Source organism: Albidovulum litorale (assembly GCF_025751495.1).
Classification (GTDB): domain Bacteria; phylum Pseudomonadota; class Alphaproteobacteria; order Rhodobacterales; family Rhodobacteraceae; genus Albidovulum; species Albidovulum litorale.
The window spans coordinates 40,864-56,828 of record NZ_JAOWKZ010000003.1 but is presented as its reverse complement, the minus strand read 5'-3'; the positions used below and the strand labels follow the sequence as shown (position 1 = coordinate 56,828).

At 67.8% G+C, this 15,965-nt stretch carries 21 protein-coding genes; 20 read left to right on the top strand and 1 reads right to left on the bottom strand.

Annotation, left to right across the window (positions count from 1 at the left end):
• Positions 1-115: 115 nt before the first annotated feature.
• From OEZ71_RS20240 to OEZ71_RS11035, 8 genes are all read left to right on the top strand, one after another.
• Positions 116-712 carry a terminase small subunit, Nu1 gene (locus tag OEZ71_RS20240; RefSeq protein ID WP_318527835.1) on the top strand — a complete coding sequence of 199 codons (597 nt, stop codon included), beginning with the start codon at positions 116-118 and terminating at the stop codon, positions 710-712.
• Entirely contained in the window at positions 627-2,540 is a 1,914-nt protein-coding gene (locus OEZ71_RS11065; protein WP_318527847.1) for a phage terminase large subunit family protein, read from the top strand. Before OEZ71_RS20240 ends, OEZ71_RS11065 begins: the two co-directional genes overlap by 86 nt.
• Positions 2,531-2,752 (top strand): phage head-tail joining protein, encoded by a 222-nt coding sequence (locus OEZ71_RS11060; RefSeq protein WP_263740056.1) that lies wholly within the window; start codon positions 2,531-2,533, stop codon positions 2,750-2,752. The genes OEZ71_RS11065 and OEZ71_RS11060 overlap by 10 nt, the downstream gene beginning before the upstream one ends.
• Positions 2,752-4,272 carry a phage portal protein gene (locus OEZ71_RS11055; RefSeq protein WP_263740055.1) on the top strand — a complete coding sequence of 507 codons (1,521 nt, stop codon included), beginning with the start codon at positions 2,752-2,754 and terminating at the stop codon, positions 4,270-4,272. The genes OEZ71_RS11060 and OEZ71_RS11055 overlap by 1 nt, the downstream gene beginning before the upstream one ends.
• 4 nt (positions 4,273-4,276) lie before the next feature.
• Complete coding sequence (locus OEZ71_RS11050; RefSeq protein WP_263740054.1) at positions 4,277-6,313, top strand: prohead protease/major capsid protein fusion protein; 2,037 nt, start codon at positions 4,277-4,279, stop codon at positions 6,311-6,313.
• 74 nt (positions 6,314-6,387) lie between these two features.
• Positions 6,388-6,723, top strand: a complete 336-nt coding sequence (locus OEZ71_RS11045; protein ID WP_263740052.1) for a DUF2190 family protein — start codon at positions 6,388-6,390, stop codon at positions 6,721-6,723.
• Positions 6,723-7,034 (top strand): head-tail joining protein, encoded by a 312-nt coding sequence (locus OEZ71_RS11040; RefSeq protein WP_263740051.1) that lies wholly within the window; start codon positions 6,723-6,725, stop codon positions 7,032-7,034. Before OEZ71_RS11045 ends, OEZ71_RS11040 begins: the two co-directional genes overlap by 1 nt.
• Positions 7,031-7,660 (top strand): DUF6441 family protein, encoded by a 630-nt coding sequence (locus tag OEZ71_RS11035; RefSeq protein ID WP_263740050.1) that lies wholly within the window; start codon positions 7,031-7,033, stop codon positions 7,658-7,660. The genes OEZ71_RS11040 and OEZ71_RS11035 overlap by 4 nt, the downstream gene beginning before the upstream one ends.
• Here OEZ71_RS11035 and OEZ71_RS11030 read toward each other — a convergent pair.
• A complete protein-coding gene (locus OEZ71_RS11030) occupies positions 7,657-8,067 on the bottom strand; it encodes a hypothetical protein (RefSeq protein ID WP_263740049.1) in 411 nt (136 codons plus the stop codon). The genes OEZ71_RS11035 and OEZ71_RS11030 overlap by 4 nt on opposite strands.
• Positions 8,068-8,223: 156 nt before the next feature.
• Here OEZ71_RS11030 and OEZ71_RS11025 point away from each other — a divergent pair, with 156 nt between their 5' ends.
• The 12 genes from OEZ71_RS11025 to OEZ71_RS10970 all read left to right on the top strand — a co-directional run bounded on the left by OEZ71_RS11025 (position 8,224) and on the right by OEZ71_RS10970 (position 15,963).
• Positions 8,224-8,643, top strand: a complete 420-nt coding sequence (locus OEZ71_RS11025) for an acyl-CoA transferase (protein WP_263740048.1) — start codon at positions 8,224-8,226, stop codon at positions 8,641-8,643.
• Positions 8,644-8,668: 25 nt separating this feature from the next.
• Positions 8,669-9,607 carry a phage tail tube protein gene (locus OEZ71_RS11020; RefSeq protein ID WP_263740047.1) on the top strand — a complete coding sequence of 313 codons (939 nt, stop codon included), beginning with the start codon at positions 8,669-8,671 and terminating at the stop codon, positions 9,605-9,607.
• A complete protein-coding gene (locus OEZ71_RS11015) occupies positions 9,607-10,044 on the top strand; it encodes a hypothetical protein (protein ID WP_263740046.1) in 438 nt (145 codons plus the stop codon). The genes OEZ71_RS11020 and OEZ71_RS11015 overlap by 1 nt, the downstream gene beginning before the upstream one ends.
• A 68-nt stretch (positions 10,045-10,112) precedes the next feature.
• On the top strand, positions 10,113-10,271 hold the full coding sequence (locus OEZ71_RS11010) for a DUF7697 family protein (protein ID WP_263740045.1): 159 nt from the start codon (positions 10,113-10,115) through the stop codon (positions 10,269-10,271).
• Positions 10,264-12,699: a phage tail tape measure C-terminal domain-containing protein gene (locus OEZ71_RS11005; RefSeq protein ID WP_263740044.1), complete on the top strand. Its 2,436-nt coding sequence runs from the start codon at positions 10,264-10,266 to the stop codon at positions 12,697-12,699. The genes OEZ71_RS11010 and OEZ71_RS11005 overlap by 8 nt, the downstream gene beginning before the upstream one ends.
• Entirely contained in the window at positions 12,699-13,325 is a 627-nt protein-coding gene (locus OEZ71_RS11000) for a DUF2460 domain-containing protein (RefSeq protein ID WP_263740043.1), read from the top strand. The genes OEZ71_RS11005 and OEZ71_RS11000 overlap by 1 nt, the downstream gene beginning before the upstream one ends.
• Entirely contained in the window at positions 13,322-13,672 is a 351-nt protein-coding gene (locus tag OEZ71_RS10995) for a hypothetical protein (protein ID WP_128513659.1), read from the top strand. The genes OEZ71_RS11000 and OEZ71_RS10995 overlap by 4 nt, the downstream gene beginning before the upstream one ends.
• A complete protein-coding gene (locus tag OEZ71_RS10990; protein ID WP_263740042.1) occupies positions 13,665-13,796 on the top strand; it encodes a hypothetical protein in 132 nt (43 codons plus the stop codon). Before OEZ71_RS10995 ends, OEZ71_RS10990 begins: the two co-directional genes overlap by 8 nt.
• Before the next feature lie 5 nt (positions 13,797-13,801).
• Entirely contained in the window at positions 13,802-14,521 is a 720-nt protein-coding gene (locus OEZ71_RS10985) for a lysozyme (RefSeq protein WP_263740041.1), read from the top strand.
• Positions 14,505-14,651 carry a hypothetical protein gene (locus OEZ71_RS10980; RefSeq protein WP_263740040.1) on the top strand — a complete coding sequence of 49 codons (147 nt, stop codon included), beginning with the start codon at positions 14,505-14,507 and terminating at the stop codon, positions 14,649-14,651. The genes OEZ71_RS10985 and OEZ71_RS10980 overlap by 17 nt, the downstream gene beginning before the upstream one ends.
• A complete protein-coding gene (locus OEZ71_RS10975) occupies positions 14,648-15,532 on the top strand; it encodes a DUF2163 domain-containing protein (RefSeq protein WP_263740039.1) in 885 nt (294 codons plus the stop codon). The genes OEZ71_RS10980 and OEZ71_RS10975 overlap by 4 nt, the downstream gene beginning before the upstream one ends.
• Entirely contained in the window at positions 15,529-15,963 is a 435-nt protein-coding gene (locus tag OEZ71_RS10970; RefSeq protein WP_263740038.1) for an NlpC/P60 family protein, read from the top strand. Before OEZ71_RS10975 ends, OEZ71_RS10970 begins: the two co-directional genes overlap by 4 nt.
• Positions 15,964-15,965: the final 2 nt, after the last annotated feature.

Here is a 15,965-nt window from a genome sequence, read left to right as displayed (position 1 = left end):
GGCAGGCTCCGTGGTGTGCATCGTTTTCGTAGGATCAGCTTCGCTCTGCCGGGGCCCATCATCCAGTATAATCGCAGCAATTACATGGCTTTAATCGGAGCGCGCGAATCATCTAATGTCATCAGCCACGCAACCCATCGGCGTGATCGCGCGGCTCCTCGATCTCTCGGAGCGGCGGGTTCAGCAGCTGAGCCGCGAAGGCGTGATCCCGAAGGCCGAGCGCGGCCAGTACGAACTAATCGGATCGGTGCGCGGCTATGTCCGCTACCTGCGCGATCAGGCCACGAAGGCGCAGGCCGGTGCGCCGGATTACGCGGCCGAGCGGGCGCGCTTCATTCGGGCGCGGGCTGATCTCGCCGAGATGGAGGCCGAGGAAAAGCGTGGCGCGCTGATTGCGGCCGAAGAGATCGAGGCCGCCTGGATCGCCGTTCTGGCGCTTCTGCGCTCCCGCTTGCTCGCGCTGCCGGACCGGCTGGCGCCGCAGGTTTTTGAACAATCAACCGTCGGAGACACCCGGAACCTGATCCGAATGACCATCCGCGAGGTGCTCGATGATCTCGCGCAGCCAAATGTCCAACTCGAAGCCAGCGCTGACATTGACGGGCTCGCCGATCCTGAAGCGGACGGTGGAGACGGCGCTGAAGGTGCTGCGCCCACCTCCGGAACTGACAATCAGCGATTGGGCGGACCAGAACCGACGGCTGAGCTCTGAGGCCAGCGCCGAACCCGGGCAATGGCGCACGAGCCGGGCCGAATATCAGCGCGGGATCATGGAGGCGATCTCGGACGCCTCGACTGAGACGGTGGTCATCATGTCCTCCGCCCAGGTCGGCAAGACCGAGGTGCTGAACAACGCCTGCGGCTATCACATCGATCAGGATCCCGCGCCAATCATGGTGGTGATGCCGACCGAGCGCGACGCGGAAACCTGGTCGAAGGACCGCTTCTCGCCGATGGCCCGCGACACGCCCTGCCTGCAGGGCAAGATCGCCGATCCGCGCTCGCGCGACGGCAACAACAAGATCCTGCACAAGCGGTTTCCGGGCGGACATCTGACCATCGTGGGTGCGAACGCACCCTCAGGTCTGGCCAGCCGCCCGATCCGCCTGCTGCTTTGCGACGAGGTGGACCGCTACCCGTTCAGCGCGGGTGCCGAGGGTGATCCTGTCAACCTCGCACGGAAACGCACGGTGACCTTCTGGAACCGCAAGATTGTGTTGGTGTCGACGCCCACGAACAAGGGCACCAGCCGGATCGAGGCAGCCTTCGAGGAAAGCGATCAGCGCCGGTTCTGGGTGCCATGCCCGGACTGCGGGGCAGAACAGGTGCTGACCTGGACACAGGTGCGCTGGAGCAAGGGGCCCGGGGGCAACCACCGGCCCGAAACGGCGCGCTACCACTGCGCGGAATGCGATGCGGCTTGGCGGGACGAAACCCGCTGGGCGGCCGTCTCAAAAGGACATTGGGTGGCGGAGCAGCCCTTCGCGGGCGTGGCGGGCTTCCACCTGAACGAGATCTACTCGCCATGGGTCAGACTGGAGGCGATGGTGCGGGCCTTTCTCTCGGCGCGCTCCGGCGGGGACGAGACGATGAAGACCTTCGTCAACACCTCGCTGGGCGAGACCTGGGTCGAGGCCGGGGAAGCCCCAGACTGGCAGCGTCTCTACGACCGGCGCGAGGCGTGGAAACCGGGCACGGTGCCTGCCGGCGGGCTGTTCCTGACCGCCGGGGCCGATGTGCAGAAGGACCGGATCGAGGTCGATGTCTGGGCTTGGGGCCGCGGGTTGGAAAGCTGGCTCGTCGATCACGTTGTGATCGAGGGCGGGCCGGACCGGCATGACGCATGGTCGGAGCTGACCGCGCTGCTGGACAAGTCTTGGCCACATGAACGCGGCGCGCATCTGCGCATCGCCCGGCTCGCCATCGATACTGGCTACGAGGCTCCGGCGGTCTATTCCTGGTCGCGGGCGCAAGGCTTCGCACAGGTCGCACCCGTGAAGGGCGTTGAGGGGTTCAACCGCTCGAGCCCGGTGGCGGGGCCGACGTTTGTCGATGCGACCGAGGGAGGCAAACGTCTGCGGCGCGGAGCTCGACTCTGGACCGTGGCTGTCTCAACCTTCAAAGCCGAGACCTACCGCTTTCTGCGGCTGGGACGGCCGACTGAGGAAGAACGCGCCGAGGGCGCGGCCTTTGCGCCCGGCACGATCCACCTGCCGACATGGGTCGAAAGCGAGTGGCTGAAGCAGGTCGTGGCCGAACAGCTGGTGACCGTCCGCACCAAGCGCGGCTTCGCGAAACTCGAATGGCAGAAACTCCGCGAACGCAACGAGGCGCTGGATTGCAGGGTCTATGCCCGCGCCGCCGCCTGGATCGCGGGCGCGGACCGCTGGTCTGATGAGAAATGGCGCGACCTCGAGAATCAGCTCGGGGCTGCGCCTTACGGTGACACCGATCCCGCCGGTCAAATTCACCGACCCGGACAGGCCCCACAGGGCAAGCGCCGCTCCGACTGGCTTGGGCGGCGGGAAGGATGGTTTTGAAGATGACCGACTGGACGGAAACCGAGCTCTCAGCGCTGCGCCGGGCCTATGCCAGCGGCACGACACGCGTCAGCTATGACGGCAAGTCCGTCGACTACGGCTCGGCCGAAGACCTGCTGGCACGCATCCGGACCATCGAACGCGCCATCGCTGGGACCGCACGTCTGCTGCCTGTGGCCGGGTTGGCGGGCTTCTCCCGTGGGGATCGCTGATGTCGGCCAACTCGTTCGATAGGGCAATTGCCTCTTTCGCCCCTCGGACCGCCGCCAGGCGCGTGCTGGCCCGCCAGGCCTTCGAGACTCTGACGCGCGGGTATGACGGGGCAGCGAAAGGGCGGCGGACAGAGGGCTGGCGGGCGCCGGGATCCTCCGCAGACACCGAGATCGGCGTGGCCGGGGCGCTCTTGCGCGACCGGATGCGCGATCTGGTGCGCAACAACCCGCATGCGGCCAAGGCCGTCGCGGTGCTGGTCAACAACATCATCGGCGCAGGGATCATGCCGCGCGCCGCGAGTGGCAACGAGGCGTTCGACCGCACGGTCGACACGCTCTTCGAACGCTGGACAGCGGAGTGCGACGCCGACGGCCAGTTGGACTTCTACGGGCTGCAGACGCTGATCTGCCGCGAGATGGTCGAGGCGGGCGAGGTGCTGGTGCGCCGCCGTCTGCGGCGATCCTCGGACGGACTGCCGGTGCCGCTGCAATTGCAGGTGCTGGAGGCCGACTTCCTCGACGCCTCTAAATCCGGCGCGCTCGGCGCGGGACGCCTTGTGCAGGGAATCGAGTTCGACCAGCTCGGCAAGCGGCGAGCCTACTGGCTCCATACCGACCACCCCGGCGATACCTGGGGCGCGTTGAATGGCGGACTTGGATCGCGCCCGGTGCCAGCGACCGAGATCGCCCATGTCTACGAGAAGCAGCGAACACAGGCGCGTGGCGTTCCCTGGGGCGCGCCGGTGATCCGCAGCTTGCGTGACCTCGACGATTACGAGGTGGCCGAACTGGTCCGCAAGAAGACCGAGGCCTGCGTCACCGCCATCGTCTTCGGCGACGACGAGGCCCAGCAGGGTATCGCGCCAGCCGTGGTCGATGCCGACGGCAACCGGGTCGAGCAGTTTGAGCCGGGTCTGATCGCCTATGCGCGGGGCGGTAAGGACATCCGCTTCAACCAGCCTGCCGCCACCGGCGGCTACGGCGAGTACAAGCGGGCGAGCCTGCACACGATCTCGGCCGGGTTCCGGGTGCCCTACGAGCTGCTGACCGGGGACTTGTCCCAGGTCAACTACTCCTCGATCCGCGCGGGGCTTGTCGAATTCCGCCGCCAGATCGACGCCGTGCAATGGCAGCTCTTCATTCCGATGTTCTGCGCGCCGGTCTGGCGCTGGTTCACGGAAGCCGCATGGGCGGCGGGTCAGATCCCGACACCCGACGTGCCTGTCGAATGGCAACCGCCGAAGTTCGAGGCCGTCGATCCGCAGAAGGATGCGATGGCGGACTTGCTGGCCATCCGGTCGGGCACCATGACGCTGGCACAGGCCATTGCACGGCAGGGGCGCAACCCCGATGCCGTGCTGGCCGAGATCGCTGCAACCAATGCGAAGCTCGACGACCTCGGCCTCGTGCTCGACAGCGACCCGCGCCGCGTCACCAAGACCGGCAGCGCGCAGGCGGGCGACCCGACAGCCCCCGCTGACACGGAAACCACACCGGCGCAGGCCGACCAACAGGACTGACCCCATGGATACAATGATCGAACTGCCGGCCCTGCGCCGGTCGGCGGAGCTTGCGCCGAATAGCGTCGATAATGACGCGCGCACCGTCGAGGTGATCTGGTCGGCGGGCGCCCGCGTTCGTCGCTCCAGCTTCTTCGGCGAACCCTATGACGAGGAACTGAGCCTCGACCCCGCCCATGTGCGGCTTGATCGGTTGAACGCGGGCGCGCCGTTCCTGAAGGTCCATGAGATCGACACGCTCGATGCCGTCATCGGCTCGGTTGTGCCGGGGTCGGTGCGGATCGAGAACGGGCGCGGCATCGCACAGGTGCGGATCAGTGAGCGCGCCGATGTCGAGCCGATCTGGCGCGACATCCAGGCCGGGCACATCCGGGCCGTCTCGATCGGCTACCAGGTCCACCGCTTCGACATCTCGAAACCCGATGGCGGGCGCGAGCTTTGGCGCGCGGTCGACTGGACCCCGTTCGAGATCTCGGCCGTGCCGGTCGGCGCCGATCCCGCCGCGGGATTCCGCGCCAAGGGCGAACATCACGATTGCGTCCTCCATCGCCGGGACGCCGAAACCAGCGAAGGAGCATCCCCGATGACCGACAAGACGACCCCGGCCGCCCCGGCCGACGACACAACCGACACGGCAGCGACCGAGGAGATCACCATGCCCGACGACAAGACCGGCGCGGCCGAGGCGCAGACGCGCGCGGCAGAGACGCGCAGCCAGCCGAAGGCCCCCAAGCCCGAGGCCCCCGACACCGAGGCCATCGCGACCCGCGCCCGCGAGGCCGAGCGCGACCGCGTCTCCACCATCTATGATCTCGCGGGGCGGCTGAACCTCGAGCGCAGCTTCGCCGAGGATCTGGTCAAGCGCGGCGTCAGCGTGGACGAGTCCCGCCGCCTGATCCTCGACCAGGTCGCGGCAAAGTCGGACGAGACCCGGACCTTCCCGCATGTCTCGGTCCCCCTTGGCGGCCGGGATGAACGCATCACCCGCCGCGATGCCGTGGCGAACGCGCTGCTTCACCGCTACAGCCCGACGCTGTTCCCGCTGGAGGATGCCGCGCGCCAATATCGCGGCATGACGCTGCTGGAATTGGCCCGTGAAAGTCTCGGCAATGCCGGGGTGAACACGCGCGGTCTCTCGCGTGATGAGGTGGCGACGCGGGCACTGCACTCGACCTCGGACTTCCCCGAGATCCTCTCAGCCGTCACCAACAAGACCCTGCGTCAGGCCTATGACGCCTATCCGCGCACCTTCTCGCTTTTCTGCCGCCAGGTGCTGGCGACCGACTTCAAGGCGATGCACCGGGTCCAGCTTGGCGAAGCGCCGCAGCTTCTGGAAGTGGGCGAGAGCGGCGAGTTCAAGCGCGGCACGCTGGGCGAGAGCAAGGAGAGCTACAAGGTCAAGACCTATGGCCGCGTGGTTGCGATCACCCGCCAGGTGCTGATCAACGACGATCTGGATGCCTTCACCCGGATCCCGGCGATGTACGGCAACTCCATCGCCCAGCTGGAAAGCGATGTGGTCTGGGGCATCATCACCGCGAACCCGGCAATGGCCGACGGCACCGCGCTGTTCCACGCCAACCACAAGAACCTCGCGGGCACCGGCGCGGCGCTGGCCGTCGATGCGGTGGGGGCGGCCCGTGCGGCGATGGCGCTGCAGACGGGCCTCGACAAGAAGACGGTGCTGAACATCCGGCCCGCCTTCCTGATCGTCCCGGCCGCGCTGGAGCTGAAGGCCGAACAGCTGGTCGCGCAGAACCTCGTGCCCGCTGCGACCTCCAGCGTGGTGCCGCAGTCGATCCGCACGCTCTCGCCGATCAGCGAGCCGCGCCTCGATGCCGCCAGCGCCACCGCCTGGTATCTGGCCGCCAGCCCGAACCAGATCGACACCATCGAATACGCCTATCTCGAGGGTCAGCAGGGTGCCTACATCGAGACGCGCAACGGCTTCGACGTCGACGGCGTCGAGATCAAGTGCCGCCTCGACTTCGGCGCCAAGGCCATCGACTGGCGCGGCCTCTACAAGAACCCGGGCGCGTGACGCCCGCTTCCTGAACCCTGACACGCGGGCGGTCCAGATGGGCCGCCCTTCGTCTTTCCACGAGGATCCTCCCCATGAAAAACTTCGTCCAGCCCGGCAACACCATCACCCTGACCGCGCCCTATGCCGTCGCCTCCGGCGATGGCCTGCTCGTCGGCTCCATCTTCGGCGTGGCGGCAGGTACGGCCGCCCTCGGCGAGAGCGTCGAGACCGCGCTCACCGGCATCTTCGACATCACCAAGATCGGCTCGCAGGCCTGGACCGCGGGTGCCAGGATCTACTGGGACGATACCAACAAGCGCACCACTAACGTGGCCACCTCAAACACGCTGATCGGCGTCGCCACCGAGGCGGTCGCGGGCGGCGCCGGTGACACCCTCGGCCGGGTGCGGTTGAACGGCGCGTTCTGATGAGCGCTTTCGCTGCCGCCGTCAGCGCGCTCTTCGCCGATCCGAATATCGGCAGGGATGCGGTCTACACGCCCGAGGGCGGCGCGCCCGTTCTGGTGCGCGTCGTCGCCCGGCGCGCGGACGCGGTTACGGATTTCGGCGATGCAAGGATCTGGTCCGAGACCACGCGCGTGGATCTGCAGGTGGCCGAGATACCGGAACCGCGTCCCGGCGACCGGATCGAGATCGAAGGCGACGCCTTCCTCATTCAAGGCGAGCTAGTACGCGACCGTGAACGGCTGGTCTGGACCGTCGATCTGAGGCCCACATGAAACTGAAGCTCGACATCGATCCCGACATTGTCGCGATGATGGCCGCCGAAGTCGCGGCGGGCGAACGCGCCGTGACGGCCGCCATGCGCGAGGCCGGAACCGGGCTGAAGGCCGCGTGGCGCTTGCAGGTCACCGGCGCAGGGCTTGGCACACGCCTCGCCAACACGATCCGGAGCCAGACCTTTCCAAAGTCGGGCGAAAGCCTGGACGCCGCCGCGCTGGTCTGGTCCCAGGCTCCGGTTATCGTTGGCGCGCACGACACTGGCCCGCTGATCCGCTCGAAAGACGGGTTTTGGCTTGCCATCCCGCTGCCCGCCGCAGGCAAGTCCCTGCGCGGCGGCCGGATCACTCCCGGCGAGTGGGAACGGCGACGCGGGTTGCGCCTGCGCTTCGTCTATCGCCGCACCGGCCCGAGCCTGCTTGTGGCGGAGGGACGGCTGAACACGAAGGGCCAGGCGGTGGTGTCGCGCTCCAGAACCGGGCGCGGCAAGGTCAGCGCGCCGATCTTCCTGCTGGTGCCGCAGGTGAAGCTGCCGAAACGGCTGGATCTGGCGCGGGATGCAGACCGGGCGTTGGACAGCGTGCCGGGGTTGATTGTGGCGAATTGGGTAGATCAGCGATTCTAACACAACCCCTGCATCACAGATTCGCATTCCGCCCGAATGTTTTTTGCGCCAGCAACTGACGACCAATCAGCCCAGCTAATGTGAGCCAAACCGGATGACTGCCTCTTCTTCTCGTAGAGTCCCTGAGCGACAAGCTTGGGCAGCATGACCGCGTCGTAGAGAGTATAATTGCGGTCCCATCGTATAGCCGCGAACCACTGCGCCTTGTCGAGATTGTGCTGCTTCAGCGAAACGCGGGGATAAGGGCCATCAGTGCCGAGGATCCGCGATTTGACCTCAATGAGACCAAACTGCGGAGAGCGAACATCTGATCCGCGGTTGTTGCCACCAATAACCTCGCCGCCCGTTGCGATCGCGACCAGGATTTCAGCTAGGATTTCGTGGCTGATCTTGTCATAGCGGGCCATGCATTTTGCTGTCTGAAGAATGTTCCAGATCTCTCGCGCGTCTTCTGCCGCATGGTTTTGTTTTTCTGACAAAAGATGATCTCCAATACTCTCGGTTGAAACTGCTGAATAGGCGGAGCGCGAAGAGCTCGCAACGCATTTCCAAGGGTTTTCCGCATGCCCACCCCCCGCGAAACCGTCCTCGCCGCGCTGCACGCGCGGCTCTCGGCGTTGTCCGCCACCACCCTGCGCGGCGAGGTGCTGCCCGAGCGCGTGCCAGCCGGAGGGCTGCTGATCCTGCGCGATGGCGAGCCGGGGGAGCCGGAGGTGACCCTCTCGCCGCTGGCCTACCACTACCAGCACAGGGCCGAAATCGAGGCGGTCGTGCAGGGCACCTCGCGTGACGCCGCCTTCGACACGCTGACCGCCAGCATCGGCGCGGCGCTCTCCGCCGACCGCACGCTCGGTGGGCTCTGCGACTGGGTCGAGGCGGAAGCGCCGCGGCCAGTCGATCTGCCGGTCGAGGGCGCGGCGAGCCTGAAGGCCGCCGTGATCCCGATCGTGCTGCACTATTCCACGGCCGACCCACTCGGCTGATCCAACCAACAAAAGGAGTTGAGACATGGCACGAGCCCAGGGGGCGCGGGCGCTGATGGCGCTTGCGTTCGAGACGACCTATGGCACGCCGCCAGCAGGCGGCTTCACGAAGATGCCCTTCGCCAGCACCACGCTCGGCGCGGAGCAGCCGCTCTTGAACTCCGAGCTTCTCGGCTACGGCCGCGATCCGCTGGCACCGATCAAGGATGCGGTAACGGCCGACGGCGATGTCGTCGTGCCGCTGGACGCGGAGGCGTTCGGGTTCTGGCTGAAGGCGGCCTTCGGCGGGCCGACCACCACGGGCACCGGCCCCTGGACGCATGAGTTCCAGTCCGGCGCCTGGACGCTGCCGAGCCTCTCCATTGAGACCGGCATGCCCGAGGTCCCGCGCTACGCCATGTATTCCGGCTGTGTCCTCGACCAGATCACCTGGCAGATGCAACGCTCGGGGCTGCTGACCGCGACCGCGCGTCTGGTGGCCCAGGGCGAGACTGTCGGCACGACCACCAGTGCCGGGACGCCCACCGCGCTGGAGCTGAAGCGGTTTGGCCATTTCAACGGGGCGATCACCCGGAATGGCACCGCCCTCGGCAACGTCGTTTCGGCCGACATCGCCTATGCCAACAACCTCGACCGGATCGAGACCATCCGCTCAGATGGTCGGATCGACGGCGCGGACCCGTCCATCGCTGCGCTCACCGGCTCCATTGAGGTTCGGTTCGCCGACAGCACACTGGTGACGCAGGCGATCAACGGCGATCCCTGCGAGCTCGAGTTCGCCTACGTCCTGCCTTCAGGCGAGAGCTTCACCTTCACGGTGCACGCCGTCTACCTGCCGCGCCCGCGCATCGATATCTCCGGACCACAGGGTGTGCAGGCCACCTTCGACTGGCAGGCCGCCCGCGACAGCGTGGTCGGCCGGATGTGCACGGCAACCCTCGTGAACGATGTGGAGACCTATTGATGCTGACGCTCGACCTGACCAACGCCCCGCGCTGGCATGACCTCGCGCCCGGCGTGCGGGTGCAACTGCGCCCGTTGACCACCGCGCTGATGGTGGCGACGCGCAGCGATCCGGCCGTCGAGGCGGTGCCCGAGGAGGTTTCCGACGAGGAACGGGCCGTCGCCTTCGCCAAGGCACTGGCCCGACGCGCGGTGCTCGCCTGGGAGGGTATCGGCGATGCGGACGGCAAGACGATCGATCCCAGCCCCGAGGCCATCGACGCGCTGCTCGACCTCTGGCCGATCTTCGAGGCGTTCCAGCTGACCTACGTCTCCAAGGGCCTGCTGCTGGAACAGGAAAAAAACGCCTCCGCGCTCTCGCCGATTGGTCCTTCGGTGGGGGCGAGCGATACTGCGAAGCCTGCGCGCAAGCCTGCGAAGACTGTCCGGCGCAGCTGAACCGACCGCTTACCCATGAAGGCTGGCAGGTCTGGGACCTCGTCGGCCGCCTTGGTGGGCAGCTGCGGGTGCTGCCCGGCGCCGTCGTCGGCTGGGACCTGACCGCCGCGCTGGCCCTTGGCGAGGCTCTCGGCGTACCGCCAGCCGCCGCGGCCGAACTGCTGCCCATCATAGAAGCGGTGATGGTGGCCAAACTCAACGAACAGATGGAACGCCCCAATGGCTGAGAAACGCGTCAGCGTCCGCCTCGCGGCGGTCGGTGGTCGGCAGGTGCGCGCCGAACTGGAAGGCGTCGGTGAAGCCGGTGCCCGAGGTTTCGGTCGGCTGAGCCGCGAAATGGAAGCGACGAACACCCGGCTCGCGGCCTTCTCGCGCCGGGTGCGCGTGGCCGCCGCAGCCGCTTTGGCCGCTGCCGCTGCCGCTGGCGTTGCCATGGTCCGCTCCGGCCTGCAGACCGTCGATGCGCAGGCCAAGCTCGCGCAGTCGCTCGGCACCACCGTTGCTTCGATCCAGACGCTAGGGCGCGCGGGCGAGTTGGCGGGCGTTTCGATATCCGGCATCGAGCAGGCCACCAAGGATCTGACGCGCCGTCTCAGCCAGGCGGCCGCCGGGACCGGTCCTGCTGCTGACGCGCTCGACCGGCTGGGCCTTTCCGCCTCTGACCTGATCGCGTTGCCGCTGGACCAGCGGGTGGGCGCGATCAATGCCGCCATCGAGAACTTCGTGCCCGCCGCCGAGCGTGCCGCTGTCGCGGGACAGCTGTTCGGTGAGGAAGGCTCCATTGCCATGTCGCGCATCGATACCGCGACTCTTCGCCAGGCGACCGAGGACGTGCTTGCCTTCGGGGTGGTGGTCTCCGAACAGGACGCCGACCAGATCGAGCGGACGAATGACGCGATCTCGCGCCTCGGCCTCATCTGGCGTGGTCTCTCGAACCAGCTGGCGGTCGCCGCGGCTCCCGCGCTGGAAGCCGTCGCCAACGCGCTGGCCGCCATTGCCAGCCGCACCGGGCCGCTCGGCATCGCCATTCGCGGTCTTTTCGACAACATCGGCCGCCTGACCACCTATGCCGTGACCTTCGCGACCTTTCTCGCGGGCCGCTGGGTTGCCGGGCTGGCAGCTGCCGCGCTGTCGGTGCGCGGGTTTGCAACCGCGCTCGTCGTGCTGCGCGGGGCTCTGATCCGCACCTGCATCGGCGCGTTGATCGTCGGCGTAGGCGAGCTGATCTATCGGCTTTCCCAATTCGTCGCCCGGGTGGGTGGCGTCGGCGAAGCCTTCCGGCTGCTCTCCGATCTCGCCTCTGAGGTCTGGTCGCGCATCGGGCTCGCGCTCGATGCCGCGCTGGCCCGCATGGCCGCCGGATGGGAGGGGCTGAAGGCCGCAGCACTCTCGGCGCTCGACGGAACCGTCGCGGGCGTCGTGGGGTTCGGCGACCGCACCGTCGCGATCTTCCAGGGGGCCTATGACGGCGCGGTGGCGATCTGGGGCAGCCTGCCGGGTGCCATCGGCGATTTCGCCTACCAGGCCGCGAACGGGTTGATCGGCGGGGTCGAGGCGATGCTGAACGGCGTCGTCACCCGCATAAACAGCTTCATCGAGACGCTGAACGCCGCGCTGGCCCTGCTGCCGGAATGGGCGACCGGCGAAGGCGGCGTGCGGATCGGCACGCTCGACGCGGTGGATCTGAGCCGGATCGACAACCCGTTCGAAGGGGCCGCGACGGCGGCGGGAACGGCGGCTGCGGATGCGTTTTCGGCGGCGCTTGCCCGAACCTATATCGCACCGCCCGATCTCGGGCTCGGCGCCATGGCCGATGACGCGCGCGCCCGGGCCGATGCCTATCGTGAGGCCGCGGGCATGCTGACCGACGCGGCGACCCGGCCGCTTGCCGCCTGGCAGGCGCTGAAGGATGCCGTGACCGGGTCCGGCACGGAGGCCGAAACCGCGCTGACGGATGCCACGACATCCGCCGATGCACTCGCGGCCGGGCTCGACGGCACTGCATCCGCAGCCAGTGGCGCCGGTGGCGCTGCCCGCGATGCCGGAACCGCCGCCGGCGAAGCGGCGGAGCGTGCGCTGACCGGATGGCAGGCGGTGACGGCCGCGCTCTCGGACTATGCCAGCCGGGCCCGGGAGATCGGCGGCGATATTGGCCAGAGCCTCGTCAGCGCGTTTCAGTCGGCCGAGGACGCGGTGGGAGAGTTCGTGAAGACCGGCAAGCTGAACTTCCGCGATCTGGTGACCTCGATCATCGCCGATCTGGCGAATCTGGCGGCGCGCCGCTTCATCCTCGGCCCTATCGCCAACGCGCTCTCGGGCGCGCTCGGCGGCGCGGGCGGGATCTTCGCCAACATCCTGCACGCGGGCGGCATGGTCGGCTCGACAGGTCCCTCGCGCATGGTCCCGGCCATGGCCTTCGCCGCCGCGCCCCGCATGCATAGCGGCGGAGTGGCCGGGCTTCGCCACGACGAGGTGCCTGCGATCCTGCAGCGCGGCGAGCGGGTGCTCTCGCGCCGCGAGGCGCAGAGCTACGGAGCGGGCGGCGGGATCAACGTCACCATCATGGCGCGCGACGCCGAGAGCTTCCGGCAATCCCGCACGCAGGTCGCGGCGGACATCGCCCGCGCGGTCTCGCTGGGACGGAGGGGCATGTGATGGCGTTCCATGAGGTCCGGTTCCCGGACAACATCAGCCGCGGCGCGCGCGGCGGGCCGGAGCGGCGCACGCAGATCGTCGAGCTGGCATCGGGCGACGAAGAGCGCAACGCCAGCTGGGCCAATTCGCGCCGCCGCTATGATGTGGCCTACGGCATCCGCCGCACCGACGATCTGGCGGCGGTCGTCGCCTTCTTCGAGGCGCGGAACGGGCGCCTCCATGGCTTCCGGTTCAAGGATTGGGGCGATCACAAATCTTGCCTGCCTTCGGGAGCACCGACCCCGACCAATCAGGTGATTGCCACCGGCGATGGCACGACAACCGCCTTCCAGCTCGTGAAGCGCTACGCCTCGGGTAGCCAGACATGGGTGCGGACCATCGCCAAGCCGGTCGCGGGCTCGGTCACCATCGCCTTGAATGGCACGCCCCAGGCGTCCGGCTGGTCCGTCGATACCACGACCGGCGTCATCACCTTCACCACCCCGCCGGGCGCTGGCGTCGCGATCACCGCAGGCTTCGAGTTCGACGTGCCGGTCCGTTTCGACACCGACGCGCTCGACGTGACGCTCGACCTCGAGCGGCTGGGCTCGATCACCTCCATCCCGCTTCTGGAGATCCGACGATGAACGACGAAACCGGATTTCTGGCGGCGGCGCTGAAGGAACTACTCGCCTCCACGGCGGTGATCCTTGCCGCCTGGGGCGCGCTCGGGGGCGCGACCAATGCGCTGACCACGAAGATGCGGCTGCGCGACGCGCTGCGCCACATCCTGCTCGGCGGTCTGATCGCGGCCGGGATGGGGAGCCTGTCGATGGCGATCATCACCCGCTGGCTCAGCCTGCCGCCCGAGGCGATCCCGGCCGGGGGCGCGGCCGGATCGGCCGCCTATCTGGTCGGCGTCTTCGGACCTGCCTTCATCGAGGTGCTGCTCGCCCGCCTGCGCCATGCCGGGAAAGGCGATGGCGATGCATGACCTTCTCCGCCTCGCGCGCTCCCTGCGCTGCGACCCGGCCGATCCCGGCCAGGCCTTCCGCCACCGCCTGGGCATCGGCATCGCCGTCGCCGCGCTGATCCTGATCCTCTCGCTTCTGGGGTAACTTCCATGCAGATGACTGACCAGGGCCTTCTGGCCCTCGTCCGGCACGAAGGGATCGTGCCCGGACCCTATCTCGATGTGAAACAGGTCTGGACGTTCGGCATCGGCCACACGGCCGCAGCCGGGGCACCCGACCCCGCCACGATGCCGCGCGGTATGCCCGCCGATCTCAATGCCGCGATCCGCGAGGCGTTCCGGGTCTTCCAGTCCGACCTCGCGCGTTACGAGGCTGACGTTTTGCGCGCCGTGAAGGTGCCGCTCGAGCGGCACGAATTCGATGCGCTGGTCTCCTTCCATTACAACACAGGCGGCATCGCCAAGGCGGCGCTCACCCGGCACCTGAACGCGGGCGACCGGGCTGCTGCGGCAGCAGCCTTCATGGGCTGGCTCAAGCCCGTTGCGATCCGCCCGCGCCGCGAGGCCGAGCGCGACCTCTTCGCCAAAGGCCACTATCCCGCTGGCAACATCCCCATCTGGTCGGTCGACCGCAACGGCCGAGTCGATTTCTCGCGACCGATCCGGCGCCTGACCGAGGACGAAGCGCTGGCGCTGCTGCGCCCCGCAAGCGCGCCGGTGCCGACGCAAACCAATTCGCCCCGTCTTGGTGGCGGAGGCTGTTGGACCAATTCAAAGGAAAGGCAACATCATGAACTGGAACCTCGCGCGTGGGCTGATCTACCTTGCCTGTCTGGCAGCCTCCGGTCTGGCGATGGCCGGGTTAGCTGATTTCGATCTGGCGACCGGCACCTTCGACCTGAGGCCCTTCAACCTCTACGCCCTGACCGGCGCTGGCGGCGGTGTCGTCTCGTCCGCACTGGCCTCTCTGGCGTTGCTTCGCGGCTGGGGGCGGAAGTGAAATCCCTCTCTCCCGCGCTGCAGGCCCATCTCGACGAGGGCACGACGACGCTGGCCTGGTGCTGGCGGATCGCGCGGGCCGATGGTGTCACTTTCGGCTTCACCGACCACGACCGGACGCTCAGCTTCGACGGCACGGACTTCGAGCCAGAGAGTGGGCTGACGGCGTCCGAGGTTCGCTCGGGCTCGGACCTGTCGGTCGATGCGCAGGACGCGGAAGGCGTGCTGACTTCGGACCGGATCACCGAGACCGATATCCTCGACGGCCGCTGGGACAACGCGGCCGTCGAGGTCTGGCGGGTGAACTGGGCCGACACCGGCCAACGCGTCCTCATGCGACGCGGGGCTATCGGCCAGATCCGGCGCGGGCGCTTGGCCTTCGTAGCCGAGGTCCGCTCGCTCGCCCATGTCCTCGGGCAGACAGTGGGGCGGACCTTCCAGGCGAGTTGCGACGCGGCGCTCGGCGATGCGCGCTGCGGTCTCGATCTCGAGGATCCGGCCTTCAAGGGGACAGGCGCGGTGATCGATCTTCTGCGCGACCGCGCCTTCACCGCATCGGGCCTCGGCTGGTTCGCGGCCGGCTGGTTTACCTTCGGTACCATTGAATGGACCAGCGGCGCGAACTCGGGGCGGCGCACTGAGGTGCTGGGCCATGACGTGGCGGATGGCGTCGCCGTACTGACCCTGCTCGAGGCACCGGTGCGGGCCATCGCGGAGGAAGACGCATTCACGATCCGCGCGGGCTGCGACAAGCGGATCGAGACATGCGGGGCGAAGTTCGCCAACACGGTCAACTTCCGTGGCTTTCCGCATATCCCCGGCCAGGACGCCGTTTTGCGCTATGCCACCAAGGACGGCGGCCACGACGGGGGTGTGCTGTGAATACCGCTGATCCAGACAAGGTGATCGCGGCAGCGCGCGCGTGGCTCGGTACGCCCTACCACGACCAGGCAAGCCTTAAGGGCGTCGGATGCGACTGCCTCGGGCTGGCCCGAGGCGTCTGGCGCGAGGTTGTCGGTCCCGAGCCGTTTCCGATCCTGCCCTACAGCCGGGACTGGGGCGAAACCGGCCCTCGCGAGGTGCTGGCCGAGGGCGCGCGGCGCATGATGCCGGAGATCGTCCCGGCAGATGCCGGTCCCGGTGTGCTGGTCCTCTTTCGGATGGTGCCGCGGGCCATCGCCAAGCATGTCGGCATCCTGACCGGGCCGGACAGCTTCCTCCATGCCTATGAGCGGCTCGGCGTGATCGAGGAACCGCTCACCAACGCCTGGCGGCGGCGCATCGCCTTCGCCTTCCTGTTTCCGCAACGCTGAGA

Bases quoted from the DNA above. Each gene is read 5' to 3' on its own strand.
- OEZ71_RS11035 (WP_263740050.1), top strand. From the start codon at position 7,031: ATGAAACTGAAGCTCGACATCGATCCCGACATTGTCGCGATGATGGCC.
- OEZ71_RS10985 (WP_263740041.1), top strand. From the start codon at position 13,802: ATGCAGATGACTGACCAGGGCCTTCTGGCCCTCGTCCGGCACGAAGGG.
- OEZ71_RS11030 (WP_263740049.1), bottom strand. From the start codon at position 8,067: ATGGCCCGCTATGACAAGATCAGCCACGAAATCCTAGCTGAAATCCTG.
- OEZ71_RS11005 (WP_263740044.1), top strand. From the start codon at position 10,264: ATGGCTGAGAAACGCGTCAGCGTCCGCCTCGCGGCGGTCGGTGGTCGG.
- OEZ71_RS11040 (WP_263740051.1), top strand. From the start codon at position 6,723: ATGAGCGCTTTCGCTGCCGCCGTCAGCGCGCTCTTCGCCGATCCGAAT.
- OEZ71_RS11025 (WP_263740048.1), top strand. From the start codon at position 8,224: ATGCCCACCCCCCGCGAAACCGTCCTCGCCGCGCTGCACGCGCGGCTC.
- OEZ71_RS11045 (WP_263740052.1), top strand. From the start codon at position 6,388: ATGAAAAACTTCGTCCAGCCCGGCAACACCATCACCCTGACCGCGCCC.
- OEZ71_RS10995 (WP_128513659.1), top strand. From the start codon at position 13,322: ATGAACGACGAAACCGGATTTCTGGCGGCGGCGCTGAAGGAACTACTC.
- OEZ71_RS11015 (WP_263740046.1), top strand. From the start codon at position 9,607: ATGCTGACGCTCGACCTGACCAACGCCCCGCGCTGGCATGACCTCGCG.
- OEZ71_RS11060 (WP_263740056.1), top strand. From the start codon at position 2,531: ATGGTTTTGAAGATGACCGACTGGACGGAAACCGAGCTCTCAGCGCTG.
- OEZ71_RS11000 (WP_263740043.1), top strand. From the start codon at position 12,699: ATGGCGTTCCATGAGGTCCGGTTCCCGGACAACATCAGCCGCGGCGCG.
- OEZ71_RS11055 (WP_263740055.1), top strand. From the start codon at position 2,752: ATGTCGGCCAACTCGTTCGATAGGGCAATTGCCTCTTTCGCCCCTCGG.
- OEZ71_RS11050 (WP_263740054.1), top strand. From the start codon at position 4,277: ATGGATACAATGATCGAACTGCCGGCCCTGCGCCGGTCGGCGGAGCTT.
- OEZ71_RS11020 (WP_263740047.1), top strand. From the start codon at position 8,669: ATGGCACGAGCCCAGGGGGCGCGGGCGCTGATGGCGCTTGCGTTCGAG.
- OEZ71_RS10980 (WP_263740040.1), top strand. From the start codon at position 14,505: ATGGCCGGGTTAGCTGATTTCGATCTGGCGACCGGCACCTTCGACCTG.
- OEZ71_RS20240 (WP_318527835.1), top strand. From the start codon at position 116: ATGTCATCAGCCACGCAACCCATCGGCGTGATCGCGCGGCTCCTCGAT.
- OEZ71_RS10990 (WP_263740042.1), top strand. From the start codon at position 13,665: ATGCATGACCTTCTCCGCCTCGCGCGCTCCCTGCGCTGCGACCCGGCC.